Source organism: Modestobacter lacusdianchii (assembly GCF_054177765.1).
In genome coordinates this window covers 105,594-129,361 of the sequence record NZ_JBJJTJ010000001.1, presented here as the reverse complement: position 1 = coordinate 129,361, position 23,768 = coordinate 105,594, and the positions used below count along the sequence as shown (strand labels likewise).

25 protein-coding genes are annotated in these 23,768 nt (G+C 75.4%); 21 read left to right on the top strand and 4 right to left on the bottom strand.

Annotated elements, in window-relative coordinates; all coding sequences use genetic code 11:
* Positions 1 to 92: 92 nt before the first annotated feature.
* Positions 93 to 1,022 carry an LON peptidase substrate-binding domain-containing protein gene (locus ACJTNH_RS00650; RefSeq protein WP_458172272.1) on the bottom strand — a complete coding sequence of 310 codons (930 nt, stop codon included), beginning with the start codon at positions 1,020 to 1,022 and terminating at the stop codon, positions 93 to 95.
* A gap of 83 nt (positions 1,023 to 1,105) precedes the next feature.
* On the opposite strand from ACJTNH_RS00650, the gene hisD reads away from it, so the two are divergent.
* The 5 genes from hisD (at position 1,106) to hisH (ending at position 5,001) form a co-directional block, all read left to right on the top strand.
* A complete protein-coding gene (hisD, locus tag ACJTNH_RS00645) occupies positions 1,106 to 2,410 on the top strand; it encodes a histidinol dehydrogenase (RefSeq protein ID WP_458172271.1) in 1,305 nt (434 codons plus the stop codon).
* Positions 2,407 to 3,513: a histidinol-phosphate transaminase gene (locus ACJTNH_RS00640; RefSeq protein ID WP_458172270.1), complete on the top strand. Its 1,107-nt coding sequence runs from the start codon at positions 2,407 to 2,409 to the stop codon at positions 3,511 to 3,513. Before hisD ends, ACJTNH_RS00640 begins: the two co-directional genes overlap by 4 nt.
* A gap of 4 nt (positions 3,514 to 3,517) precedes the next feature.
* Positions 3,518 to 4,114 (top strand): imidazoleglycerol-phosphate dehydratase HisB, encoded by a 597-nt coding sequence (hisB, locus tag ACJTNH_RS00635; protein ID WP_458172269.1) that lies wholly within the window; start codon positions 3,518 to 3,520, stop codon positions 4,112 to 4,114.
* Positions 4,111 to 4,287, top strand: a complete 177-nt coding sequence (locus tag ACJTNH_RS00630) for a hypothetical protein (RefSeq protein WP_458172268.1) — start codon at positions 4,111 to 4,113, stop codon at positions 4,285 to 4,287. Before hisB ends, ACJTNH_RS00630 begins: the two co-directional genes overlap by 4 nt.
* 66 nt (positions 4,288 to 4,353) lie before the next feature.
* Positions 4,354 to 5,001 carry an imidazole glycerol phosphate synthase subunit HisH gene (hisH, locus tag ACJTNH_RS00625; protein WP_458172267.1) on the top strand — a complete coding sequence of 216 codons (648 nt, stop codon included), beginning with the start codon at positions 4,354 to 4,356 and terminating at the stop codon, positions 4,999 to 5,001.
* A gap of 75 nt (positions 5,002 to 5,076) precedes the next feature.
* On the opposite strand, the gene ACJTNH_RS00620 is transcribed toward hisH, so the two are convergent.
* Together ACJTNH_RS00620 and ACJTNH_RS00615 are read right to left on the bottom strand one after the other, a co-directional pair.
* The gene (locus ACJTNH_RS00620) at positions 5,077 to 5,850 is read right to left on the bottom strand and encodes an SDR family NAD(P)-dependent oxidoreductase (RefSeq protein ID WP_458172266.1); all 774 of its coding nucleotides are present in this window, start codon (positions 5,848 to 5,850) and stop codon (positions 5,077 to 5,079) included.
* A 16-nt stretch (positions 5,851 to 5,866) separates the two neighbouring features.
* Positions 5,867 to 6,466, bottom strand: a complete 600-nt coding sequence (locus tag ACJTNH_RS00615; protein WP_458172265.1) for a nitroreductase family protein — start codon at positions 6,464 to 6,466, stop codon at positions 5,867 to 5,869.
* Between the two features lie 60 nt (positions 6,467 to 6,526).
* Between ACJTNH_RS00615 and priA the strand changes: the two genes are divergently transcribed.
* The 3 genes from priA to hisF are packed head-to-tail and all read left to right on the top strand — an operon-like array spanning position 6,527 to position 8,438.
* Entirely contained in the window at positions 6,527 to 7,258 is a 732-nt protein-coding gene (priA, locus tag ACJTNH_RS00610; RefSeq protein ID WP_458172264.1) for a bifunctional 1-(5-phosphoribosyl)-5-((5-phosphoribosylamino)methylideneamino)imidazole-4-carboxamide isomerase/phosphoribosylanthranilate isomerase PriA, read from the top strand.
* Positions 7,255 to 7,647: a RidA family protein gene (locus tag ACJTNH_RS00605; protein WP_458172263.1), complete on the top strand. Its 393-nt coding sequence runs from the start codon at positions 7,255 to 7,257 to the stop codon at positions 7,645 to 7,647. The genes priA and ACJTNH_RS00605 overlap by 4 nt, the downstream gene beginning before the upstream one ends.
* A complete protein-coding gene (gene hisF, locus ACJTNH_RS00600) occupies positions 7,644 to 8,438 on the top strand; it encodes an imidazole glycerol phosphate synthase subunit HisF (protein WP_458172262.1) in 795 nt (264 codons plus the stop codon). The genes ACJTNH_RS00605 and hisF overlap by 4 nt, the downstream gene beginning before the upstream one ends.
* Before the next feature lie 15 nt (positions 8,439 to 8,453).
* On the opposite strand, the gene ACJTNH_RS00595 is transcribed toward hisF, so the two are convergent.
* Positions 8,454 to 9,083, bottom strand: a complete 630-nt coding sequence (locus ACJTNH_RS00595) for a TIGR03085 family metal-binding protein (RefSeq protein ID WP_458172261.1) — start codon at positions 9,081 to 9,083, stop codon at positions 8,454 to 8,456.
* 231 nt (positions 9,084 to 9,314) lie between these two features.
* Here ACJTNH_RS00595 and ACJTNH_RS00590 point away from each other — a divergent pair, with 231 nt between their 5' ends.
* The 13 genes from ACJTNH_RS00590 to lgt all read left to right on the top strand — a co-directional run bounded on the left by ACJTNH_RS00590 (position 9,315) and on the right by lgt (position 23,515).
* Positions 9,315 to 11,120, top strand: a complete 1,806-nt coding sequence (locus ACJTNH_RS00590; protein WP_458172260.1) for an ABC transporter ATP-binding protein — start codon at positions 9,315 to 9,317, stop codon at positions 11,118 to 11,120.
* Entirely contained in the window at positions 11,117 to 12,922 is a 1,806-nt protein-coding gene (locus ACJTNH_RS00585; RefSeq protein WP_458172259.1) for an ABC transporter ATP-binding protein, read from the top strand. The genes ACJTNH_RS00590 and ACJTNH_RS00585 overlap by 4 nt, the downstream gene beginning before the upstream one ends.
* Before the next feature lie 60 nt (positions 12,923 to 12,982).
* A complete protein-coding gene (locus tag ACJTNH_RS00580; protein ID WP_458172258.1) occupies positions 12,983 to 13,414 on the top strand; it encodes a hypothetical protein in 432 nt (143 codons plus the stop codon).
* Between the two features lie 198 nt (positions 13,415 to 13,612).
* On the top strand, positions 13,613 to 14,122 hold the full coding sequence (locus ACJTNH_RS00575; RefSeq protein ID WP_458172257.1) for a hypothetical protein: 510 nt from the start codon (positions 13,613 to 13,615) through the stop codon (positions 14,120 to 14,122).
* A 43-nt stretch (positions 14,123 to 14,165) separates the two neighbouring features.
* Positions 14,166 to 15,821 carry an FAD-binding dehydrogenase gene (locus ACJTNH_RS00570; RefSeq protein ID WP_458172256.1) on the top strand — a complete coding sequence of 552 codons (1,656 nt, stop codon included), beginning with the start codon at positions 14,166 to 14,168 and terminating at the stop codon, positions 15,819 to 15,821.
* A 24-nt stretch (positions 15,822 to 15,845) separates the two neighbouring features.
* Positions 15,846 to 16,649: a hypothetical protein gene (locus tag ACJTNH_RS00565; protein ID WP_458172255.1), complete on the top strand. Its 804-nt coding sequence runs from the start codon at positions 15,846 to 15,848 to the stop codon at positions 16,647 to 16,649.
* A gap of 32 nt (positions 16,650 to 16,681) precedes the next feature.
* Positions 16,682 to 17,056 (top strand): phosphoribosyl-AMP cyclohydrolase, encoded by a 375-nt coding sequence (gene hisI, locus ACJTNH_RS00560; protein WP_458172254.1) that lies wholly within the window; start codon positions 16,682 to 16,684, stop codon positions 17,054 to 17,056.
* Positions 17,040 to 18,560 carry an anthranilate synthase component I gene (locus tag ACJTNH_RS00555; protein WP_458172253.1) on the top strand — a complete coding sequence of 507 codons (1,521 nt, stop codon included), beginning with the start codon at positions 17,040 to 17,042 and terminating at the stop codon, positions 18,558 to 18,560. The genes hisI and ACJTNH_RS00555 overlap by 17 nt, the downstream gene beginning before the upstream one ends.
* Complete coding sequence (locus ACJTNH_RS00550; RefSeq protein ID WP_458172252.1) at positions 18,557 to 19,183, top strand: TIGR02234 family membrane protein; 627 nt, start codon at positions 18,557 to 18,559, stop codon at positions 19,181 to 19,183. Before ACJTNH_RS00555 ends, ACJTNH_RS00550 begins: the two co-directional genes overlap by 4 nt.
* Positions 19,184 to 19,371: 188 nt before the next feature.
* Positions 19,372 to 20,181, top strand: coding sequence for an indole-3-glycerol phosphate synthase TrpC (gene trpC / locus ACJTNH_RS00545; protein WP_458172251.1), 810 nt, complete (start codon positions 19,372 to 19,374; stop codon positions 20,179 to 20,181).
* A 90-nt stretch (positions 20,182 to 20,271) separates the two neighbouring features.
* The gene (gene trpB, locus ACJTNH_RS00540) at positions 20,272 to 21,666 is read left to right on the top strand and encodes a tryptophan synthase subunit beta (protein ID WP_458172250.1); all 1,395 of its coding nucleotides are present in this window, start codon (positions 20,272 to 20,274) and stop codon (positions 21,664 to 21,666) included.
* Positions 21,663 to 22,463, top strand: coding sequence for a tryptophan synthase subunit alpha (trpA, locus tag ACJTNH_RS00535; protein WP_458172249.1), 801 nt, complete (start codon positions 21,663 to 21,665; stop codon positions 22,461 to 22,463). Before trpB ends, trpA begins: the two co-directional genes overlap by 4 nt.
* The gene (gene lgt / locus ACJTNH_RS00530; RefSeq protein ID WP_458172248.1) at positions 22,460 to 23,515 is read left to right on the top strand and encodes a prolipoprotein diacylglyceryl transferase; all 1,056 of its coding nucleotides are present in this window, start codon (positions 22,460 to 22,462) and stop codon (positions 23,513 to 23,515) included. The genes trpA and lgt overlap by 4 nt, the downstream gene beginning before the upstream one ends.
* Positions 23,516 to 23,768: the final 253 nt, after the last annotated feature.

The following is a 23,768-nucleotide window of genomic DNA, read 5'->3' as shown; positions in this document are numbered from 1 at the left end:
GCGCCCGGCTCCGGCAGCCCCCCGGCTCCTCGGCCCCCGTGCAGGGGCCCGCCGCGAGCGTGCAAGCTGTGGGGGGGCACGGGGGCCCTTCGTCAGTTCGAGGTCATCGGGGTGGCGAACTGCCGCAGCGGCACGGGCACCGCGCCCAGCGTCCGGAGCAGGGTGAGCTCCCGGCGCAGCAGCCGGGACTCCAGGGTCAGCCGGCGCCGGGTGGCCGACTCGGCCAGCAGCGCCTGCCGGTCCTCGGTGGTGAGCAGCGCGGCGGAGGCGACCAGGTAGGACAGCCCGCGCGCGTCGTCGCTGACCTCCCGGAGCAGGGCGGCGGTGCCGCTGAGCTCGGGCGGCGTGCCGTCGTCCTCGGGGAGCAGCTCGCTCGGGCTCAACGCCGCCAGCACCTCGTCGGAGAGCCCGTCGGGGTCACCGGCCTGCCGGACCGCGACGTCGGCCACGTAGCGGGCGAAGAGGTCCCGGACGTTGCCGGCCAGCACCTCCAGCGACCCGCGGGCCACCTCGCTGACCACCTCCTCGGGGACGATCCCGGCGGTGGCCTCCGGACCGACCAGGCCGTCGGCGTGCCCGGCGGCCTCCTCGGCCGCCTCCTCCTCGTCCAGCCACTCGACGACGGCCTGCAGGTACGGCGGCTCGGCGGCGTCGGCGTCCTGGCCGCCGTCGGGGGGCACCACCACGTCGAGCAGCCGGAACCGGTCGCTGCCCACCGCCACCAGCCGGAAGCCGCCGTCGCTCTGCGGTGCGATCACCCGCACGACAGCGGTGCACCCGACGTCGTAGAGGGCCTCGGCGGGGGCGACCCGCTCCACCTCCCACCCCTGCCGGATGGCGACCACGCCGAACCGGCGCTGGGCGCCCTCGGGCCGGGCCGTCAGGTCGACGACCAGCCGCCGGTACCGGGGCTCGAAGATCTGCAGCGGCAGCACGACGCCGGGGAACAGCGGGGTCTCCAGCGGGAACAGCGGGATGACCTCGCGACCGCCCGCGCCCGCCCCTGCTCCTGGCTCAGCCACGCGGCGAGCCTACGGGCAGCAGGGCCGCCGCACCGGGGCGTCTACGGTTGGGTGTTCTCCCCGCTCGTACCCGGAGGTGCTCCGTGCTGTCCCGCATCGACCTGCGTGGGTCCGCTCTGCCCGGGCCGCGTGAGCTCGCCCAGCTGCTGCCCCGCGCCGGCACCGACATCGACTCGGTGCTGTCCGTCGTCCGCCCCATCTGCGAGGACGTCCGGCTGCGCGGCGCCGAGGCGGTCCGCGAGATCACCGCCCGCCTGGACGGCGTCGACGTCCCGGACCTGGCGGTGCCGCAGGCGGCGCTGGACGACGCGCTGGCCACGGTCGACCCGGCGGTCCGCGCCGCCCTGGTCGAGGCGATCGCCCGGGTGCGCAAGGTGCACGCCGACCAGCGCCGCACCGACGTCACCACCGACGTCGTCCCCGGCGGCACGGTGACCGAGCGCTGGGTGCCGGTGCGCCGGGTGGGCCTGTACGTGCCCGGGGGGCTCGCCCCGCTGCTGAGCTCGGTGGTGATGAACGTCGTCCCGGCGCAGCTGGCCGGCGTCGAGTCGATCGCGGTCGCGAGCCCGCCGCAGCGGGACAACGGCGGGCTGCCCGACCCGGGCGTGCTGGCCGCCTGCGCCCTGCTCGGCGTGACCGAGGTGTACGCCGTCGGCGGCGCGCAGGCGATCGCCGTCTTCGGCTACGGCGCGGGGCCGTGCCAGCCGGTCGACATGGTCACCGGGCCGGGCAACGTCTACACGACCGCGGCCAAGCGGCTGCTGCGCGGGCTGATCGGCATCGACTCCGAGGCCGGGCCCACCGAGGTCGCCGTGCTGGCCGACGACACCGCCGACGCCGGGCACGTCGCCGCCGACCTGATCAGCCAGGCCGAGCACGACCCGCTTGCCGGCGCGGTGCTGGTGACCACCAGCGAGCAGCTGGCCGACGACGTCGTGGCGCTGCTGCCCGGGCTGGTCGCGGCCACCAAGCACAGCGAGCGGATCACCACCGCGCTGGGCGGCAGCCAGTCGGGGGTCGTGCTGGTCGAGGACCTGGAGACCGGCCTGGCCGTGGTCGACGCCTACGCCGCCGAGCACCTGGAGATCCAGACCCGGGACGCCCGCGAGGTGGCGATGCGGGTGCGCAACGCCGGCGCGGTCTTCGTCGGCCCGTGGGCACCGGTCTCCCTGGGCGACTACTGCGCCGGCTCCAACCACGTGCTGCCCACCGGCGGCTGCGCCCGGCACTCCAGCGGGCTGAGCGTGCAGTCGTTCCTGCGCGGCATCCACCTGGTCGAGTACGACGAGCAGGCGCTGGCCGACGTCGCCGGGCACATCGACGCCCTCGCGGGGGCGGAGGACCTCCCGGCCCACGCGGCCGCCGTCCGGGCCCGGCAGCGGCGATGACCGGTCTCGAGGACCTGCCGCTGCGCCCGGAGCTGCGGGGCAAGTCCGCCTACGGGGCACCGCAGCTCGCGGTCGCGCACCAGCTCAACACCAACGAGAACCCCCACCCGCTGCCTGCGGGGCTGCTGGCCGACCTGGGCACCGCGCTGGCCGAGGCCTCGCGAGGGCTCAACCGGTACCCCGACCGCAACGCCGAGGCGTTGCGCACCGACCTGGCCACGTACCTGACCCGCACCAGCGGCGAGCAGATCGGCGTCGACCAGGTGTGGGCGGCCAACGGCTCCAACGAGGTGATCCAGCAGCTGCTCCAGGCGTTCGCCGGTGCGGGCCGGACGGCACTGGGCTTCACGCCGTCGTACTCGATGTACCCGGTCTACTGCACGGGCACCAACACCGCCTGGGTCGAGGGACACCGCCGTCCGGACTTCACCCTGGACGTCGACGCTGCGGTCGCCCAGGTGCGCGAGGTGCGCCCGGACGTCGTCTTCGTGACCAGCCCGAACAACCCGACCGGCACCGCGGTCGACCTCGAGACGATCGCCGCGCTGTACGAGGCGACCGCGGGCGTGCTGGTGGTGGACGAGGCCTACACCGAGTTCGCCCGCACCGGCACCGTGTCGGCGCTGTCGCTGTTGCCCGGGCGGCCGCGGCTGGTCGTCAGCCGGACGATGAGCAAGGCCTTCGGCATGGCCGGGCTGCGGCTGGGCTACCTGGCCGCCGACCCGGCGGTGGTCGAGGCCGTGCAGCTGGTGCGGCTGCCGTACCACCTCAGCTCGCTCACCCAGGCCGCCGCGCGGGCCGCGCTGGCGCACACCGACGAGCTGCTGGCCACCGTCGAGGCAGTCAAGGCCCAGCGCGACCGGATCGTGGCCGAGCTGCCGGCGCTGGGGCTGACCAGCGTGCCCAGCGACGCCAACTTCGTGCTGTTCGGCCACTTCGGCGACGCGCACGCGGCCTGGCAGGCGCTGCTGGACCGCGGCGTGCTGGTGCGCGACGTCGGGCTGCCCGGCTGGCTGCGGGTCACCGCCGGCACGCCTGCGGAGACCGACGCCTTCCTCACCGCCCTGGGTGAGGTGGCCCCGGCCCACCGCCTGGGAGACTGAGGCCATGAACCGCACTGCACGCGTCGAGCGGGCGACCAAGGAGACCACGCTCGTCGTCGAGCTCGACCTGGACGGCACGGGCGCGGCCGACGTCGCCACCGGGGTCGGCTTCTACGACCACATGCTCACCGCGCTGTCCAAGCACAGCGGGATCGACCTGACCGTGCGCGCCGACGGCGACCTGCACATCGACGCCCACCACACCGTCGAGGACGTCGCCATCGCCCTCGGGCAGGCCTTCGCCGAGGCGCTGGGCGACAAGCGCGGCATCACCCGTTACGGCGACGCCACCATCCCGATGGACGAGGTGCTGGTGCAGGCCGCCGTGGACCTCTCCGGCCGGCCGTACTTCGTGCACGCCGAGCCCGCGGACATGACGCCGATGATCGGGCCGGACTACCCGACGTCGCTGACCAAGCACGTGCTGGAGTCCTTCGCGTTCAACGCGAGGATCAGCCTGCACGTGCGGGTGCTCTACGCCGGCCGCGACGCCCACCACATCGTGGAGGGGCAGTTCAAGGCGCTGGCCCGGGCGCTGCGCACCGCCGTGGCGCTGGACCCGCGGGTCACCGACGTGCCGTCCACGAAGGGCGCTCTGTGACCTTCGGGGTCGCGCTGCTGCTGGTCGGCGGCTTCCTGCTCGGCGGTGCCTACAGCATCTTCCGGGCCGACTCCGACACCCAGGGGCGCACCGGCGTGCAGATCGGCTTCGCCGCCGTCCTGCTGGTGGCCGCCGTCCTCGCCACGGCGTCGGGCGTGCTCTACCTGGTGTGAGCCGGCTCCCTGGCCAGCACGTCGCCGCCGGGAATGCCGGCGGCCCGTGGACGGCTGGTGGGTAGCGTGGCAGCTGTGAAGAAGGTCGTCGTCCTGGACTACGGATCGGGCAACCTGCGGTCGGCGGAGCGTGCGCTGACCCGGGTCGGTGCCGAGGTCACCGTGACCGCCGACCCGCAGGCCGCCCTGGACGCCGACGGTCTCGTCGTCCCCGGGGTGGGCGCCTACGCGGCCTGCATGGACGGCCTGCGGGCCGTCGACGGGCCGAAGGTGATCGGCCGCCGGCTGGCCGGCGGGCGTCCGGTGCTCGGCATCTGCGTGGGCATGCAGATCCTGTTCGAGCGCGGCGTCGAGCACGGCCAGGACACCGAGGGGTGCGGCGAGTGGCCCGGCGTGGTCGAGCAGCTGAAGGCGCCGGTGCTGCCGCACATGGGCTGGAACACCGTGCAGCCGCCGGAGGGGTCGACGCTGTTCGCCGGCCTCACCGACCAGCGCTTCTACTTCGTGCACTCCTACGGCGTCCGGGAGTTCCCGCTGGCCGAGGCCGGGGTGACCGGGCGGCTCACCCCGCCGTCGGTCACCTGGGCCGAGCACGGCGACCGGTTCGTCGCCGGCGTGGAGAACGGGCCGCTGTCGGCGACCCAGTTCCACCCGGAGAAGAGCGGCGACGCCGGCGCCCAGCTGCTCACGAACTGGCTCGACACCCTCGACTGACGTAGGACCCCGCCCCCGGCCCCGCTGCAGGGTTCGCCACGAGCTCGCGAGTGCTGGGGGCAGTGGGGTCCTTCGTCAGCTGCGGAGGTAGCTGGCCCCGTTGACGTCGATGATCGTGCCGGTGGAGAACCGTGCCCCGGGCGAGGCGAGCCACAGCACCGCGGAGGCGACCTCCTCCGGGCGGGCCACCCGGCCGTAGGGCGACTGGGCGCGCACCGCGTCACCACCCGGCCCGTCGAGCACCTCGCGGGCCATCTCGGTCTGCACGAAGCCGGGGGCGACCGTGCCGACCGAGATGCCGTGCGGGGCCAGCGCCAGGGCCATCGACTGCCCGAAGGCGTTCAGCCCGGCCTTGGAGGCGCCGTAGGCGGGGGTGTTCGGCTCGCCACGGAAGGCGCCCCGGCTGGAGACGTTGACCACCGCGCCCCCACCGGCGGCGATCAGGTGGGGGAGGGCGCGGAAGGTGGCGTTGGCCGGGCCGAGCAGGTTCACCGCCACCGTGCGCTCCCAGGCCTGCTGCCACTGCGCGTAGTCGACCTCCAGCGGCGGGTGGGCGGTGAAGACCGCGGCGTTGTTGACCAGCACCTGCAGCCCGCCGAGCGCCTCGGCCGCGTCGTCGACGGCGCGGCCGATCGCCTCGGCGTCGGCGACGTCGGCGGTCACGACGGTGTGGCCCTCGCCGGGCAGTTCGTCGCGGACCGCCTCGGCCTGCTCCCGGGACGTGTTGGCGTGCACCGCCACCCGGTCCCCCTGGGCGGCGAAGGCCAGGGCGATGGCGCGGCCGATGCCGCGGGAGGCGCCGGTCACCAGGACGGCGCGGGAGGTCGTCGACTGCTCGTTCGAGGTCACCGGGGGAGTCAACCAGTCACCAGCTGCCCCGGTGCACGACCTCGTCCAGGCCCCGCCGGCCGCGCTTGAGCGAGGGGGAGCGCTTGTCCTCGCCGCCCGGGTAGCCGACCGAGACGCAGCCGATCGGGGTGTAGGCCGCCGGCACGGCGAACGCCGCACGGAAACCGTCGATCCGCTCGGGCGGCACGCCGAAGAAGCAGGCGCCCAGGCCCTCGTCGACCGCGGTGAGCAGCATCAGCAGCGAGGCCATGCCGGCGTCGACGTCCCAGTAGGGCACCGGCCAGCGGGCCTCGTCGCGGTCGGTCCAGCCCTTGTCCGGCTCGGCGTACCGCTCCAGGTAGGCGGCCTTGTGCGACAGCGGCACGATCAGCAGCGGTGCCCGGCGCATCCGGGTCAGCCATCCGTCGGGGGCGCCGCCGTCGGTGGTGGCCGCCCAGAACCGGTCGCGCTCCTCCGGCGTCTCCAGCACCAGGAACGCCCAGCCCTGGCTGAACCCGGCCGACGGCGCGCGGATCGCGTGCTCCAGCAGCCGCTCCCGGACCTCCGCCGGCACCGGCCGGTCGGGGTCGTAGTCACGGACCATGCGGCGGCGGCGGACGACGTCCCGGAACTCCATGCGGACACCCTGCCGCAGCGGTCCGACAGGTCCGTCGGCGGCGTTCCCTAGGCTGGACCCGTGCCGAAGCTGGAGCTGCTCCCCGCCGTCGACGTCGCCGACGGCCTCGCCGTCCGTCTGGTCCAGGGGGAGGCCGGGAGCGAGACCTCCTACGGCGACCCGCTCGAGGCCGCGATGGCCTGGCAGCGGGACGGCGCCGAGTGGGTGCACCTGGTCGACCTCGACGCCGCCTTCGGCCGCGGGTCCAATCGCGAGCTGCTGGCCCGGGTGGTCGGCGCCCTCGACGTCGACGTCGAGCTGTCCGGGGGCATCCGGGACGACGAGTCGCTGGCCGCCGCGCTGTCCACCGGCTGCAGGCGGGTCAACCTGGGCACCGCCGCGCTGGAGTCACCGGAGTGGTGCGCCCGGGCCATCGCCGAGCACGGCGACCGGATCGCCGTCGGCCTGGACGTGCGCGGCACCCGGCTGGCCGCCCGCGGCTGGACCAAGGAGGGCGGCGAGCTCTACGAGACCCTCGCCCGGCTGGACGACGAGGGCTGTGCCCGCTACGTCGTCACCGACATCACCAAGGACGGCACGCTGCGCGGCCCGAACCTGGAGCTGCTGCGCGAGGTCTGCGCGGCCACCCCGCGACCGGTGGTCGCCTCCGGCGGGGTCAGCTCGCTGGCGGACATCCGGGCGCTGGCCGGGCTGACCGAGGTCGGCGTCGAGGGCGCGATCGTGGGCAAGGCGCTGTACGCCGGCCAGTTCACCCTGCCCGAGGCGCTGGCGCTGACCGCCGAGCTGGCGTGACCGCCGTCCGGCTCGGCTCGGGGGCGCCGTGGGAGGCGGTCGTCGGCTACAGCCGGGTGGTCGCGAGCGCCGACGCCGCGTGGGTCAGCGGCACGACCGCGACCGTCGACGGCCTCGTGGTGCACGCAGGTGATGCCGGGGCGCAGACCCGGGTGGCGCTGACGACGGTCGCGCAGTCGCTGGCCGACGCCGGGTTCTCGCTCGAGGACGTCGTCCGCACCCGCGTGTACGTCACCGACATCAGCCGTTGGCAGGAGGTCGGGCGGGTGCACGGGGAGTTCTTCGGCGGGATCCGGCCGGCGACGACGATGGTGCAGGTGGCCGCGCTGATCGACCCGGCGATGCTGGTCGAGATCGAGGCAGAGGCAGTTCGAGGAGTGGGTGCATGAGTCTCGCCGTGCGGGTGATCCCGTGCCTGGACGTCGACGCCGGCCGGGTGGTCAAGGGCGTGAACTTCGTCGACCTGGTCGACGCCGGCGACCCGGTGGAGATGGCCCGGGTCTACGACGCCGAGGGCGCCGACGAGCTCACCTTCCTCGACATCACCGCTTCCTCGGGCAGCCGGGAGACCACCTACGACGTGGTCCGGCGCACCGCGGAGAGCGTGTTCATCCCGCTGACCGTCGGTGGGGGCGTGCGCAGCGTCGCCGACGTCGACAAGCTGCTGCGGGCCGGCGCGGACAAGGTCGCGGTGAACACCGCGGCGGTCGACCGGCCCGAGCTGATCGCCGAGATCGCCGACCGGTTCGGCAACCAGGTGCTGGTGCTCAGCCTGGACGCCCGCCGGGTGCGCGACGGCGCGCAGACCGACTCCGGCTTCGAGATCACCACGCACGGCGGGCGCCGCGGCACCGGCCGGGACGCCGTCGAGTGGGTCGTGCAGGCCGCCGAGCTGGGCGTGGGCGAGGTGCTGCTCAACTCGATGGACGCCGACGGCACCCGGGCCGGCTTCGACACCGAGCTGATCTCCGCGGTCCGCCGCGAGGTCACCGTCCCGCTGATCGCCAGTGGGGGAGCGGGCGCCGTCGACCACTTCCCGCCGGCGGTCGTGGCCGGCGCGGACGCGGTGCTGGCCGCCAGCGTCTTCCACTTCGGGCAGCTGCGGGTGGGCGACGTCAAGGCCGGGCTCGCCGCGGCCGGTGTGCCGATCCGACACGAGGCCGACCGCCCGCTCAGCTGACCGGGGCGGGCGCCGTCAGTCGACGATGACGTCGACGCAGGCGACGTCGCGGCGGCCGCTCACCCAGAGCAGCACCTCCAGCGGCGCGCCGACGACCGTGGTCGTCGGCTCGCCGTCGTGCAGCCGTCGCTCGCTGCCCGCCGAGCCGTCCGGCACGTCGCTGCGCCGCACCAGCAGGCCACCGGCCGGCCGCGACGACGAGCGGCCGCGGGCCAGGAACGGCACCGTCCGCCACAGCTGGTCCTGCACGGAGCGGGGGAGCTCGCGCGGCGCCCAGCCCGGCTGGGCGCGGCGGACGTCCTCGTGGTGGATCACGAACTCGGCGGTGTTGGCCAGCCGGTCCACCACCGGCCAGGCGGTCGGCACCCAGGACGGCGGGCCGGACCGGACACCGGCCACGAGCTGCTCGAACGGTGCCCGCGTGCGGGCGCGGGCGTGCACCCGGTCGGTCCACCGGGTGAACGGGCCGCCCAGCGCGTAGCCGGGCATGGCGTCCGGCCGGCGGTCGCGCACGACCAGGTGGGCGGCGATGTCCTGCGTCGTCCAGCCCGCGCAGCAGGTGGGCTGGTCGGGCCCGAGCTGCTCCAGCAGGTCGGCGAGCGCGGCTCGCTCCGACTGCGACACGGGCACGGCAGAGGTCGGCACCCACCGAGGCTATGCCAGCCCTGGCCCCCGGGGGCAGGCAGCGGACGCCGGCGCCGGTGCCCGGGGTGGCGGTGCGGCCACGTTCGTCGACATGGCCGCTCGGGGCGCCGTCCGGTGCGGCCGTGCTCGTCAACACCTCCGCACTGGGGCGCGACTCGGAAAGCCGTTAGGAGGGGTAACCAAGTCGCGTAGGCTGGCGCCACCGATCGCACCACCCACCGGAGGACACCTGTGCCGCGCCGCAGAGAAGCCGTTGTCCGGCGCGGGCTCGGGCACGTCCGCCGGGCCATCCGCGAGCAGCCCGGCATCTTCACCCTCGCCCTGCTGGGCAGCAGCCTCTACGGCGGCATGACGGTGGCCAGCGCCTACGTCATCGGTGGGGTCACCGACCGGGTGCTGCTGCCCTCCTTCGACGAGGGCGCCACGACCGCGGCCGCACTGGGACTCGCCGCGCTGGCCATCATGGTCGTCGCCGTCCTCAAGATCGCCGGGATCATCGGCCGGCGGCTGTTCGCCGGGATGATGACCTACCGGCTGCAGGCCGACTACCGCCGCCGGGTGACCGGCCAGTACCTCCGGCTGCCGCTGTCCTGGCACCAGCGGCACCCCACCGGGCAGCTGCTGTCGAACGCGAACTCCGACGTCGAGTCCGCCTGGTTCTTCGTCTCCCCGCTGCCCTTCGCCTGCGGCGCCCTGGTCATGGTGGCGATCACCGTGGTGGCCCTGGTGCTCACCGATCCGCTGCTGGCGGTCGTCGGGCTGGTCGTCTTCCCGCTGGTCTTCGTGATCAACGCGGTCTACAGCCAGGTGATGTCCCCGCGGATGGCCCGGGCCCAGCAGCTGCGGGCCGAGGTCAGCGAGATCGCCCACGAGAGCTTCGACGCCGCGCTGGTGGTCAAGACCCTGGGCCGGGAGTCCAGCGAGACCACCCGCTTCGCCGCCAAGGCCGACGAGCTGCGCGACGGGCTGGTCGCCGTCGGCCGGGTCCGCGGCCTGTTCGACCCGATCATGGAGGCGCTGCCCAACCTGGGCACCCTCGCCGTCCTGCTGGTCGGCGCCGAGCGCGTGGCCGGGGGCGCCGCCGAGGCCGGCGACCTGGTGTCCATCGCCTACCTGTTCACGCTGCTCGCCCTGCCGATCCGGGCGATCGGCTGGGTGCTCGCCGACCTGCCCCGGGCGATGGCGGGCTTCGACCGGGTCACCCCGGTGCTCGAGGCGACGGGTGAGATCCCGCACGGGCCGGACGCCGCCCCCGGCGGCGACCGCGGCGCCGAGCTCGGGCTGCACGACGTCGGCTACCGGTTCGAGGGCGCCACCCGGCCCACCCTGGACGGCGTCACCTTCGACGTGACCGCCGGCCGGACGCTGGCCGTCGTCGGCCCGACCGGCTCGGGCAAGTCCACCCTCGCCGGCCTGCTCGTGCGGCTGACCGACCCGGACACCGGGGCGGTGCTGCTGGACGGCGTCGACCTGCGCACCGTGCGGGAGGGCGAGGTGAGCAGCCAGGTCGCCTTCGTCGCGCAGTCGACGTTCCTGTTCGACGACACCGTCCGGGACAACATCACCCTCGGCTGCCCGTTCACCGACGAGCAGGTGCACGAGGCGCTGCGGATCGCCGCCGCCGACGACTTCGTCGCCCGGCTGCCCGACGGTCTGGACACCCGGGTGGGGGAGCGCGGCGCCAGCCTCTCCGGGGGCCAGCGCCAGCGCCTCGCCCTCGCCCGGGCCGTCGTCCGCCGGCCGCGGCTGCTCGTGCTGGACGACGCCACCAGCGCGGTCGACCCGTCGGTGGAGGCCCGCATCCTCGACGCGCTGCGTGCCAGCGACCGCCCGGCCACGGTGGTCGTCGTCGCCTACCGGCAGGCCACGATCGCGCTGGCCGACGAGGTGGTCTGGATCGAGAACGGCCGGCTGGTCGCCCGGGGCACGCACGCCGAGCTGCTCGCGCAGGTGCCCGGCTACGTGCGGCTGGTCCGCGCCTACCAGACCGAACCCGCCCCCGGGCCGAGGTCCGAGCGCACGGAGGTGCCCGCGTGAGCGACGAGCCGCTGCTGACCGCCGACCGCCGGTCGGAGAGCGCCACCGCCACGCTGCGCCGCGGCCTGCGGATGATGCCGGAGTTCCGCCAGGGGCTGCCGGCCACGTTCGCCCTCGCCCTGGTCGCCACCGCCGGCCGGGTGGTCGTGCCGATCGCCGTCCAGCAGACGCTGGACAACGGGCTGAACGCCCCCGGTGGGCCGGACATCCCGCTGGTGCGCGAGCTGGTCGCCATCTGCGCCGCGGTGGTGCTGATCACCAGCTTCGCCGTGTACCGGATGAACGTGCGGCTGTTCCGCACCACCGAGACGGCGCTGGCCGGGCTGCGGGTGCGCGCGTTCCGGCACGTGCACGACCTGTCGGTGCTGCACCAGCAGGGCCAGCGTCGCGGGTCGCTGGTCTCCCGGGTGACCAGCGACGTCGACCAGCTGTCGGTGTTCATGCAGTGGGGTGGCGTGCTGGGGCTGGTCAGCCTCGGCCAGCTGGTCGTGGCCACCGTCGTCATGGCCTTCTACTCCTGGCAGCTCACCCTGCTGGTGCTGGTCTGCTTCATCCCGCTGGCGGTCGCCGTCAAGTACTTCGCCCGCCGGCTGGCCGAGGTGTACGGCGTCGTCCGGGAACGGGTCGGCGACGTGCTGGGCGCGGTCTCCGAGTCGGTCATCGGGGCCCCCACGGTGCGGGCATACGGCGTCCGGGCCCGGACGGCGGCGCGCATCGACCGGGCCATCGACCGGCACTACCAGGCGTCGGTGCACGCCCAGAAGGTCACCGCCGCGGTCTACGTCAGCGGTGAGTTCGTCGCGGCCGTGGCCAACGCCGCCGTGGTCGTGGTCGGCGTCCTGCTGGGCATCGCCGGGGACATCTCCGCCGGCACCCTGGTCGCCTTCCTGTTCCTCGTCACGCTCTTCGTCGCCCCGGTGCAGACCGCCAGCGAGGTGCTCAACGAGGCGCAGAACGCCGTCGCCGGGTTCCGCCGGGTGCTCGACGTGCTCGACACCGAGCCCGACGTCCAGGACCCCGTGAACGGCCGCCCGCTGCCCGACGGCCCACTGGACGTGCGGTTCGACCACGTCGGCTTCGCCTACGCCGCGGGCGCCCGCAAGGCCCTCGACGACGTCGACCTGACCATCGCCGCCCGCACCCGGGTCGCCATCGTCGGCGAGACCGGCTCGGGCAAGACCACCTTCGCCAAGCTGGTCACCCGGCTGATGGACCCCACCGAGGGCCGGGTGCTGGTGGGTGGCGTACCGCTCACCGAGGTCGCGTTCGCCTCGCTGCGCGAGCGGGTGGTGATGGTGCCGCAGGACGGCTTCCTCTTCGACGCCTCGGTGGCGGCCAACGTGCGGTACGGCCGGCCGGGCATCTCCGACGCCGAGGTCACCGCCGCCTTCGCCGAGCTCGGGCTGGGTGACTGGCTGGCCGGGCTGCCCGACGGCGTCGCCACCCCGGTCGGCCAGCGCGGTGAGTCGCTGTCGGCGGGGGAGCGGCAGCTGGTCGCTGTCGCCCGCGCCTACGTCGCCGACCCCGACCTGCTGGTGCTCGACGAGGCCACCAGCGCGGTCGACCCGGCCACCGAGATGCGGCTGACCCGGGCCCTGGACGCGCTCACCGACGGGCGCACGACGCTGACCATCGCCCACCGGCTGTCCACCGCCGAGCGGGCCGACGAGGTGCTCGTCGTCGACGCCGGCCGGGTGGTGCAGCGCGGCCGGCACGACGAGCTGGTGGACGCCGACGGTCCGTACGCCCGCTTGCACGCCTCCTGGCGGCGGAGCTCGGGTCGGCAGGCCGAGCCCGTCTGACGCCGTCCGCTGCGGCGGGGCGGCCGGGGACGGCGGCTCGGGGGCCCTAGGTTGCCGGGCGTGCCCGCCGTCGATGCGCCCGCCCGCCGCCGCCCCCCGGTCGCGGTGTTCGCCGCCGTCCCGCTGGCGGTGCTCAGCGCGCTGGCGGTCGCCCTGTTCGCGCTGATCGCCCTGGCGTTCTCCAACGGCAGCTTCGACGGCGGGGGCTGGCTGGTGGTCGCCGTCCCGGTGGTGCTGTCGGTGTGGCTGCTGGTCGGGGCGCTGCTGCTCCTGCTCGGTCGCAGCTGGCTGGCGGTGTTCCTGCCCGCCGCGGCCCTGGTCGCGCTGCTCGGCTGGGTCATCGTGGCGGAGGGGCTGATCGCGGACTCCGACGGCCTGCTGCCGCTGATCTGGGCGCTGCCGGCCGGCACAGCGGTGCTCGCCGCGCTGCCCGGCGTCCGCCGCTGGGTCGCCGCCCGCCGCGGTGCGCAGCAGTCCATCGCTCGCGGCTGACCACCCCGTTCGCCGGCCGGCGCCCCGAGCCCGGAGCCGGTGGGCAGAGCACGGTCGGCGCGCCGGCCTCCGTGCTGGCCCGCCCGCTGCTGGTCCGCTCGCCCTCCGATGCCCGGCAACGGCCCGACCGGCCCGGCTCAGGCTCCGCCCAGCTGACGTGCGGGCGCATCCCAGGGCGGCGGTCCTAACCTGCCGGGCATGCCGTCCACCTCCAGCCGCCGCCGTGGACCGGCGGCCAGCCAGCACCGTCCACGCCGTCCGATCGGGCGCGGGTTCGCGACCGCCCCGCCGGCTCCCGTCCGGCCGGTGCAGGCGCCCTTCGCCGCCGTCTTCGGGCTGCTCGTCGCCGCCGAGGACGCCTACCTGGGCTGGCTGCTCTGGGACGCCGACCCCGGCTGGGGCTGGTACCTGGCGCTGCCGTCGGTGCTGACCGCAGCGGCGCTCACCGGCGCGGTGCTGGTGCACCGTGGTCGCGCGCTCGGCAGGCGGGTCAGCGGTTCGGCGGTGCTCGCCGTGGCCTGCGTGCTGCCGCTGGTCGGGTTGCTCGGGCTGGCGCTCTTCTTCGCCGCGCTGGGCGGCGGCCAGGCGGCCTGGTGGGCGCTGCTGCTGCTCGTCGGCCCGGTGGGCGGGCTGGTGCTGGCGCTGCAGCGGCCGGTCCGGCAGTGGAGCGCTGCGCGCCCGACCAGGCCGGGGGTACGCGCACCCTAGTGCTCTGCTGCCTGGCAGGCAGCAGAGCACTAGCGTCCCCGGGGTGAGCAACGACGCTGACGTCATCGTGGTGGGCGCGGGGCTGGCCGGACTGGTCGCCACCGCCGAGCTGGCCGACGCCGGGAAGCGGGTGCTGCTGCTGGACCAGGAGCCGGCCGCCTCCCTCGGCGGGCAGGCGCACTGGTCCTTCGGCGGGCTGTTCCTCGTCGACAGCCCCGAGCAGCGCCGGCTGCGGGTCAAGGACTCCCTGGAACTGGCCCGGCAGGACTGGCTGGGCACCGCGGGCTTCGACCGCGAGGAGGACCACTGGCCGCGGCAGTGGGCCGAGGCCTACCTCCAGTTCGCCGCAGGGGAGAAGCGCGCCTGGCTGCGTGAGCAGGGCGTCCGGTTCTTCCCCGTCGTCGGCTGGGCCGAGCGCGGCGGGTACACCGCCACCGGGCACGGCAACTCCGTCCCCCGGTTCCACATCACCTGGGGCACCGGCCCCGGCGTGCTGGCCCCCTTCCTGCGGCGGGTCGCCGACGCCACCGCGCGCGGGCTGGTCACCGTGCGGCACCGGCACCGGGTCGACGGCCTGGTGCTCACCGGCGGGGCGGTCACCGGCGTGCGCGGCGCGGTGCTGGAGCCCAGCGACGCCGCGCGCGGCGAGGCCAGCTCGCGCACCGAGGTCGGCGAGTTCGAGTACGCCGCGCAGGCCGTCGTCGTCACCTCCGGCGGGATCGGGGGCAACCACGACCTGGTGCGGAAGAACTGGCCGGCCCGGCTGGGCCCGGTGCCCAAGCGGCTGCTCTCCGGCGTGCCGGCGCACGTCGACGGCCGGATGCTGGAGATCACCGAGGGCGCCGGTGGCCGGGTGGTCAACCCCGACCGGATGTGGCACTACACCGAGGGCATCGCCAACCACTCACCGATCTGGGTCCGGCACGGCATCCGCATCCTGCCCGGCCCGTCCTCGCTGTGGCTGGACGCCACCGGCACCCGGCTGCCGGTGCCGCTGTTCCCCGGCTTCGACACCCTCGGCACGCTCGCGCACATCGGCACGACCGGCCACGAGCACACCTGGTTCCTGCTCACGAAGAAGATCGTGGAGAAGGAGTTCACCCTCTCCGGGTCCGAGCAGAACCCCGACCTCACGGACAAGGACCTCAAGCTGCTGCTGACCCGGGTGCGCTCGGGCGCGGCGGCACCGGTGCAGAGGTTCCTGGACGACGGCGAGGACTTCGTCGTCGAGCGCACCCTGCCGGAGCTGGTCGCCGGGATGAACCGGCTCACCGGCGACTCGCCGCACGTCGACCTGGCCACCGTGGAGCGCGAGGTGGTCGCCCGCGACCGGGAGATCGCCAACACGTTCACCAAGGACCTGCAGGTCACCGCGATGCGCCAGGCCCGCACGTTCCTCGGCGACAAGCTGATCCGGGTCGCCGCGCCGCACCGGCTGCTGGACCCCGACGCCGGCCCGCTGATCGCCGTCCGGCTGAACGTGCTCACCCGCAAGTCCCTCGGCGGCCTGGAGACCGACCTGTCCGGCCGGGTGCTGCGGGCCGGTGGCGCGCCGTTCCCCGGGCTCTACGCCGCGGGCGAGGTCGCCGGGTTCGGCGGGGGCGGGATGCACGGCTACCGCTCGCTCGAGGGCACCTTCCTGGGCGGCTGCATCTTCTCCGGGCGGGTCGCGGGCCGCGCGCTGGCCGCCGCCCTGTGACAGTGGCGGCATGAGGACGACGGCGTGACGGAGGACCCGCGCGGGGCAGGGGCCCCCGAGGGCGTGGACTGGGACGCGGTGCCCTACCAGGGCCCGCCCCGCTACGTCCCGCCGATGGACCCACCGGTTGCCTCCGGCCAGGCTCCCCACCCGCCGCCCCACCACAGCCAGCCCCCGTACGGCCAGCCCCCGTACGGGCAGCCCCCGTACGGCCCGCCGCCCCACGGCGCGTCGCCGTACCCCCCACCGGGGCAGTGGCCGGCGCCGTACGCCGGGACGCCGTACGCCGGGACGCCGTACGCCGGGACGCCGTACGCGGGGACGCCCTACGCGGGGCCGCCGTACGCCGGGCAGCAGCCGCCCGGCTGGCCCGCTGATGCCCGGCCGGCCACCGTCGTCGTCGGCACGGCGCTCGGTTTCGCCGCCGCGGCGCTGCTGCTGATGTGCACGCTGTTCCTCGCCGCCTTCACCGCGCTGCTCACCGTCGTCCGCCGTCCGGACGCGATGGCCGGCCCGGGGGTCGTGGTGCTCCAGCTGGTGCTGGCCGGGCTGCTGGTCGCCGGGGCGGGCCTCGCGCTGGCCGGCCGGTGGCGCTGGCTGGTGCTGGCCGACGCGGCACTGGTGGTGCTGTCGCTGTGGTGGCTGATCGGCTCGCGCGGCGCCGGGCAGCTGCTGGACACCGCGCCGACGACGGTGCTCCCGGTCCTCTTCACGCTGCTCGCCGGGGCCTCCGGTGTGCTGGTCGCCCTCCCGGCGAGCCGGGACTGGGCACAGCGGCGCACCGCCGGAGCCGGCCGGCCCCCGGCCACGGCCGGGCCCGGCGCCTGACCGGCCGGGGGAGCGGTGGGACGATCAGCGGCATGTCCGCCCCATCCGCCGGCCCCCGGCTCGACCCCGAGGTCGCCACGCTGCTCCGCCGAGACCCCGCCGGGCTGGTCGCCGCCGTCGCCCAGCAGCACGACACCGGTGAGGTCCTCATGGTCGCCTGGATGGACGACGAGGCGCTGCGCCGCACGCTGACCACCGGCCGGGCCACCTACTGGTCGCGCAGCCGCGAGGAGTACTGGGCCAAGGGCGAGACCTCCGGGCACCGGCAGTGGGTGCGCGAGGTCCGGCTCGACTGCGACGGCGACGCCCTGCTGCTGCTGGTCGACCAGGAGGGCCCGGCCTGCCACACCGGCGAGCGCAGCTGCTTCCACCGCCCGCTGGAGGTGCAGCGTGCCGAGGTTCGGTGACACCGTGCCCTCCCGCGCGGAGTTCCTGGCGCGCGGGGGTGCCGGCACGGCGATGGTCCCGGTCACCCGCCGGCTGCTGGCCGACAGCGAGACCGCGGTCGGCGTCTACCGCAAGCTGGCCGGCAACCGCCCGGGCACGGTGCTGCTCGAGTCCGCCGAGCAGGGCAAGCAGTGGTCGCGCTACAGCTTCGTCGGCGTCCGCAGCGCCGGCGTGCTCACCGAGCAGGACGGGGCGACGGCGTGGCTCGGCGACCCGCTGCCCGGGCTCACCGACGACCTGCCGGCCGACCCGCTGGCCGCCGTCCGCACCCTGGCCCGCCGGTTCCGGGCACCGCGCGGTGCGGCCGCCGACGGCCTCCCGCCGCTGACCGGTGGGCTGGTCGGCTACCTCGGCTACGACGTGGTGCGCCGGCTCGAGCGGCTGCCGCAGACCGCCGCCGACGACCTGGGCATGCCGGAGCTGGCGATGATGCTGGTCACCGACCTGGCCGTGCTCGACCACACCGACGGCACGGTGCTGCTCATCGCCAACGTCCTCGACGGCTCGGCGGCCGGCTACGACGACGCGGTCACCCGGCTGGACGCGATGGCCGCCGACCTGACGAAGGCCGTCCCGCCCGGGGTCGCCACCCTGCAGACCGCCGACGCCCCGCCGGTGACCAGCAACATGGCGGCGGGGGAGTACGAGGCCGGCGTCGAGCGGGTGCGCGAGCACGTCCGGGCCGGGGACGTCTTCCAGACCGTGCTCAGCCAGCGGTTCGAGCTGGCCACCGACGTCGACGCGCTCGACCTCTACCGGGTGCTGCGGGCGACCAACCCCTCGCCGTACATGTACCTGCTGCGCTTCGCCGGCCGGCAGTCGCCCTTCGACGTGGTCGGCTCCTCGCCCGAGGCGCTGGTGACCGTGACTGGTGACCGCGCGATCGTGCACCCGCCCGCCGGCACCCGGCCGCGCGGAGCCACCCCCGAGGACGACGTCCGGCTCACCGAGGAGCTGATGGCCGACCCCAAGGAGCGGGCAGAGCACGTGATGCTGGTCGACCTCGCCCGCAACGACCTGGGCCGGGTCAGCGTGCCGGGCACCGTGGAGGTCGCCGACTTCATGCGGGTCGAGCGCTACAGCCACGTCATGCACCTGGTGTCCACCGTGGCCGGTCAGGTGTCGCCCGGCCGGGACGCCCTCGACGTCTTCGACGCGACGTTCCCCGCCGGCACCGTCTCCGGGGCGCCCAAGCCGCGGGCGATGGAGGTCATCGAGTCCCTCGAGCCGACCCGGCGGGCGCTGTACGCCGGCACGGTCGGCTACCTGGACGCCAGCGGTGACATGGACATGGCGATCGCCATCCGGACGGCGGTGCTGCACGACGGGCGGGCCTACGTGCAGGCCGGCGCTGGCATCGTCGCCGACAGCGACCCGGCCACCGAGGAGGCCGAGACCCGGCACAAGGCCCGGGCGGTGCTGTCGGCGATCGCGACGGCCGAGGGGCTGCGGGAGCTCCGGTGAGCGGATCGGGGCGCTCACCGCGCACCGAGCGCCGGGAGCTCACGCTGGCGCTGCTCGGCTGCGCGTTGGCCGGTGCGCTGGCGCTGTCGGCGTCCGGTCAGCCCTGGGCGGACGTGACGATCACCCGGCCTGCCCCGCTGCCGCCCACCGAGGCGGTGCTCACCGGCAGCCAGGCCGCACCGCTGGTGGCCGCGTGCGGGTTGCTGCTGCTCGCCGCCGCGGTGGCCGTGATCGCCGTGCGGGGCGCCGGTCGGCTGGTGGTCGGGCTGCTGGTCGCCGTCGCCGGCGGGGTGCTCGGGTGGTCGGGGCTGCGCGGGCTGACCGGGCAGCTGGACCTCGACGGCACCGACGTGGGTGCCACCGTCGGGCTGGGCGGGTCGCAGGTCACCACCGACGCGGTCGCCACGTGGCCGGCGCTCACGCTGGTCGCCAGCGTGATCGGGGTGCTCGCCGGGGCGCTGGTGGTGCTGCGCGGGCGCAGCTGGCCGGGGATGGGCCGCCGGTACGAGCGCGCCGGCGCACCGGCCGCGGCCCCGGCCCGCGCCACCCGGCCGGAGACGGCCGAGGACCGGCACCAGGCGGCCTGGCGGTCGCTGGACCGCGGGGACGACCCGACCGTCTGACGGAGGACGCCGCGGCCCCGTGCCGAGGGGCCGCTCGGGGAGCCGAGCCACGTCTACACCCGGGCCGCGCGGGCGGTGCACCGCCCCCCGCCCGCTGGCCGGACGGGCGCGTCTCTAGAGTGATCTGCGCTGTCCGAGTGGTGCGGTCCAGGTCCGGTGCCACATGCTGAGGGGTCCGAGGAGGGGTCGTGAGCGTCCTCGACGACATCGTCGCCGGCGTCCGTGAGGACGTCGCTGCCCGGCAGGCCGCCACCCCGCTGACCGAGGTGCAGGCCGCGGCCCGCGACGCCCGGCCGGCCCTCGACGCCCAGGCCGCGCTGCGGGCACCCGGGGTCGGGGTGATCGCCGAGGTCAAGCGGCGCAGCCCCAGCAAGGGCGCGCTCGCCGAGATCACCGACCCGGCCGCGCTGGCCGTGCAGTACGCCGCCGGTGGTGCCCGGGTGATCAGCGTGCTGACCGAGGGGCGCCGCTTCGGTGGGTCGCACGCCGACCTCGCCGCGGTCCGCGCCGCGGTCGACGTCCCGGTGCTCTGCAAGGACTTCGTGGTCAGCAGCTACCAGGTGCACGAGGCCCGGGCGCACGGGGCCGACGTCGTCCTGCTGATCGTGGCCGCGCTGGACCAGCCGGTCCTCACCGGCCTGCTGGAGCGGGTCGAGTCGCTGGGCATGACGGCCCTGGTCGAGGTGCACAGCGAGGCCGAGGCCGACCGCGCGCTGACCGCCGGCGCGACCGTGATCGGCGTCAACGCCCGTGACCTGACCACGCTGTCGGTCGACCGCTCCACCTTCGAGCGGATCGCCCCCGGGCTGCCCAGCGAGGTGGTGAAGGTGGCCGAGTCCGGCGTGCGCGGGCCGCACGACCTGATCAGCTACGCCGGCGCCGGTGCCGACGCCGTCCTGGTCGGCGAGGGCCTGGTCACCGCCGGCGATCCGCGGCAGGCCGTCGCCGACCTGGTCACGGCCGGCTCCCACCCGGCGACCCCGGGCGCCGCACGCTGACGGAGGGCCTTCCTGCCCCCACCCGTTCGCGAGGTCGCGGCGGGCCCCTGCACGAGGGTCAGGGGTGGCGGGGTCCCTACGCTGGAGGGCATGACCCTCTCCGCGCACGCACCGGCCCCTGACGTCCCCGACGCCACGGCGCGCCCGGAGTGGCCGGACGCGACCGGGCACTTCGGCGTCTACGGTGGCCGGTTCGTCCCCGAGGCGCTGATCGCCGCCCTCGACGAGCTCACCGCCGCCTACGAGTCGATGCGGGTGGACCCCGCCTTCCTCGCGGAGTTCGCCCGGCTGCAGCGGGACTACACCGGACGGCCCAGCCCGATCACCGAGGTGCCGAAGTTCGCCGAGCACTGCGGCGGCGCGCGGGTGCTGCTCAAGCGCGAGGACCTCAACCACACCGGCTCGCACAAGATCAACAACGTGCTGGGTCAGGCGCTGCTGACCAAGCGGATCGGCAAGCAGCGGGTCATCGCCGAGACCGGGGCCGGCCAGCACGGCGTCGCCACCGCCACGGCGGCCGCGCTGATGGGGCTGTCCTGCACCGTCTACATGGGCGAGGAGGACACCCGCCGCCAGGCGCTCAACGTCGCCCGGATGCGGCTGCTGGGCGCCGAGGTCATCCCGGTCACCACCGGCTCCCGCACCCTCAAGGACGCGATCAACGAGGCCTTCCGCGACTGGGTCACCAACGTGGAGACCACCAACTACGTCTTCGGCACCGTCGCCGGCCCGCACCCCTTCCCGGCGATGGTCCGCGACTTCCAGCGGGTGATCGGTGACGAGGCCCGTGCCCAGCTGCTCGAGCGCGAGGGCCGGCTGCCCGACGTCGTCCTGGCCTGCGTGGGCGGTGGGTCGAACGCGATCGGCATCTTCACCGCCTTCGTGCCCGACGACGGGGTGCGGCTGGTCGGCCTGGAGGCCGGCGGCGACGGCGTCGAGACCGGGCGGCACGCGGCCACGATCACCGGCGGCGACCCCGGGGTGCTGCACGGCGCGCGGTCCTACCTGCTGCAGGACGTCAACGGCCAGACCATCGAGTCGCACTCCATCTCCGCCGGGCTCGACTACCCCGGCGTCGGCCCGGAGCACTCCTTCCTGCACGACATCGGGCGGGCGGAGTACCGGCCGGTCACCGACGCCCAGGCGATGGAGGCCTTCGCCCTGCTCTGCCGCACCGAGGGCATCATCCCGGCGATCGAGTCCGCCCACGCGCTGGCCGGCGCGATGCAGGTCGGCCAGGAGCTGGGGCCGGACGCTGTGCTGCTGGTGAACCTGTCCGGCCGCGGTGACAAGGACGTCGAGACCGCCAGCGCCTGGTTCGGGCTGGGGGAGCAGACCGCCCCCACGGACGGCGACGAGCGCGCCGTCGAGGCCGGCCGCGGCGCCGAGCCGGGTGCGGGGCTGGACGAGCACCAGCACGCCACCGAGGGCGCGGTCAGCAACGACGTGGCCGTCGCCGGCCAGGACGCGGGGGAGCAGGCATGAGCGCGCTGCAGGACCGGATCGCCGCGGCGCGGGCCGAGGGCCGGGCGGCACTGGTCGCCTACCTGCCGGTCGGGTACCCGGACGTGGACACCTCGATCGCCGCCATGGTCGCCGCCGTCGAGGGCGGGGCCGACGTCGTCGAGGTCGGGGTGCCCTACTCCGACCCGGGCATGGACGGCCCGGTGATCCAGGAGGCCGTGGACGTCGCCGTCCGGGCGGGGGTCGGGCTGCCCGACGTGCTGCGGGCGGTCAGCGCGGTGGCCGAGGCCGGCGCGGTGCCGGTGGTGATGAGCTACTGGAACCCGGTCGAGCGCTACGGCGTCGACCGGTTCGCCGACGACCTGGCCGCGGCCGGCGGCGCCGGGGTGATCACCCCCGACCTGATCCCGGACGAGGCGGGCGCCTGGCTGGCCGCCAGCGAGCGCGCCGGCCTGGACCGGGTCTTCCTCGTCGCGCCGTCCTCCACCGACGTCCGGCTGGCCAGCACCGTCGCCGCCTGCCGGGGCTTCGTGTACGCGGCCTCCACGATGGGCGTCACCGGCACCCGCGCCACGGTGGGCGATGCCGCCGAGCGGCTGGTCGACCGGACCCGGGCGGTCGCGGGCGACCTGCCGGTCTGCGTCGGGCTGGGCGTCTCCGACGGCGACCAGGCCGCGGAGGTCGCCGCCTTCGCCGACGGGGTGATCGTCGGCTCGGCCTACGTGCGCACCCTGCTCGAGGGCCGGGGCCCCGACGGCGTGCGTGTCCTGTCCGAGGAGCTCGCCGCGGGCGTCAGACGTGCGAAGGTGCGCGCATGACCGTGCTCGCCGCCATCCCGAGCCCGACCCAGGGCGTCTGGGAGCTCGGACCGTTCCCGCTGCGCGCCTACGCGCTGTGCATCATCGCCGGCATCGTGGTCGCCGCCCTGCTCGGCGAGCGCCGCTGGGTCGCCCGCGGGGGAGCCCCCGGCGACGTCCTGGACATCGCCGTCTGGGCCGTGCCCTTCGGCATCGTCGGTGGCCGCATCTACCACGTGGTCACCACCCCCGAGCCCTACTTCGGCGAGGGTGGTGACCCGCTGCGGGCCTTCGCCATCTGGGAGGGCGGTCTGGGCATCTGGGGCGCCATCGCCTTCGGGGGGCTCGGGGCATGGATCGGCTGCCGGCAGCGGGGCATCCCGCTGCCGGCGTGGGCCGACGCGCTGGCGCCGGGGATCGTGCTCGCCCAGGCGATCGGCCGGCTGGGCAACTGGTTCAACAACGAGCTGTACGGCGGGCCCACCGACCTGCCGTGGGCGCTCACCATCCACCGGTGGGACGCCTCGGCCGGGCGGGCGCTGACCGGTCCCGACGGGTCCGCGCTGGTGCTGGGCACCTTCCACCCGACGTTCCTCTACGAGCTGCTGTGGAACGTGGGGGTGGCGCTGCTGGTGATCTGGGCCGACCGCCGGTTCCAGCTGTCGCACGGGCGGGCGTTCGCGCTCTACGTGGCCGCGTACTGCGCGGGGCGGGTCTGGATCGAGGCGCTGCGGATCGACACCGCCGAGCAGTTCTTCGGCATCCGGCTCAACGTCTTCACCTCGATCGTCGTGGGGCTGCTGGCGGTGGCCTACCTGTTCGCCCAGCGCGGCCGGCCACGGGAGGTCATCACCCGCGGCGCCGACCAGGCGGCGAAGGGGCAGGCCGCCGGCGCCGGGCGGGCCACCGCCGACGCCACGGCAGGTGACGCAGCGGCCGACACCGGTACCGGCAGCCCGGCCACGGCCGGCGGCACCTCGGCCGGCGAGCGTGTCGCAACTCCCGCCGACCGGTCGGGGGAGCCCGGCGACGCGTCGGGAGACCGCCGCCCGGGCACGCCCCCGGCGGGCTGACCACCGCCTGGCGAGCCCAGCCGGTCACCCGTCCGGTCCCGGCGACGTCCCCGCGTCGTCACCATGGTGAGACCTGCGCGACATGTCGCTGAGGTGTCGCTGCTGTGTACGCTCGTCGTCGGCCGACCAGTGATCCTGGGCCGGCCGGCGACGTCGGAACCGGGCCAGCGCTGCCCCGCACACGACCACCCCCGCGGACACCACACCCCGCGGGCGCGCGGGGAGCAGGGACCGGCTCGACGTACCGTGTCCC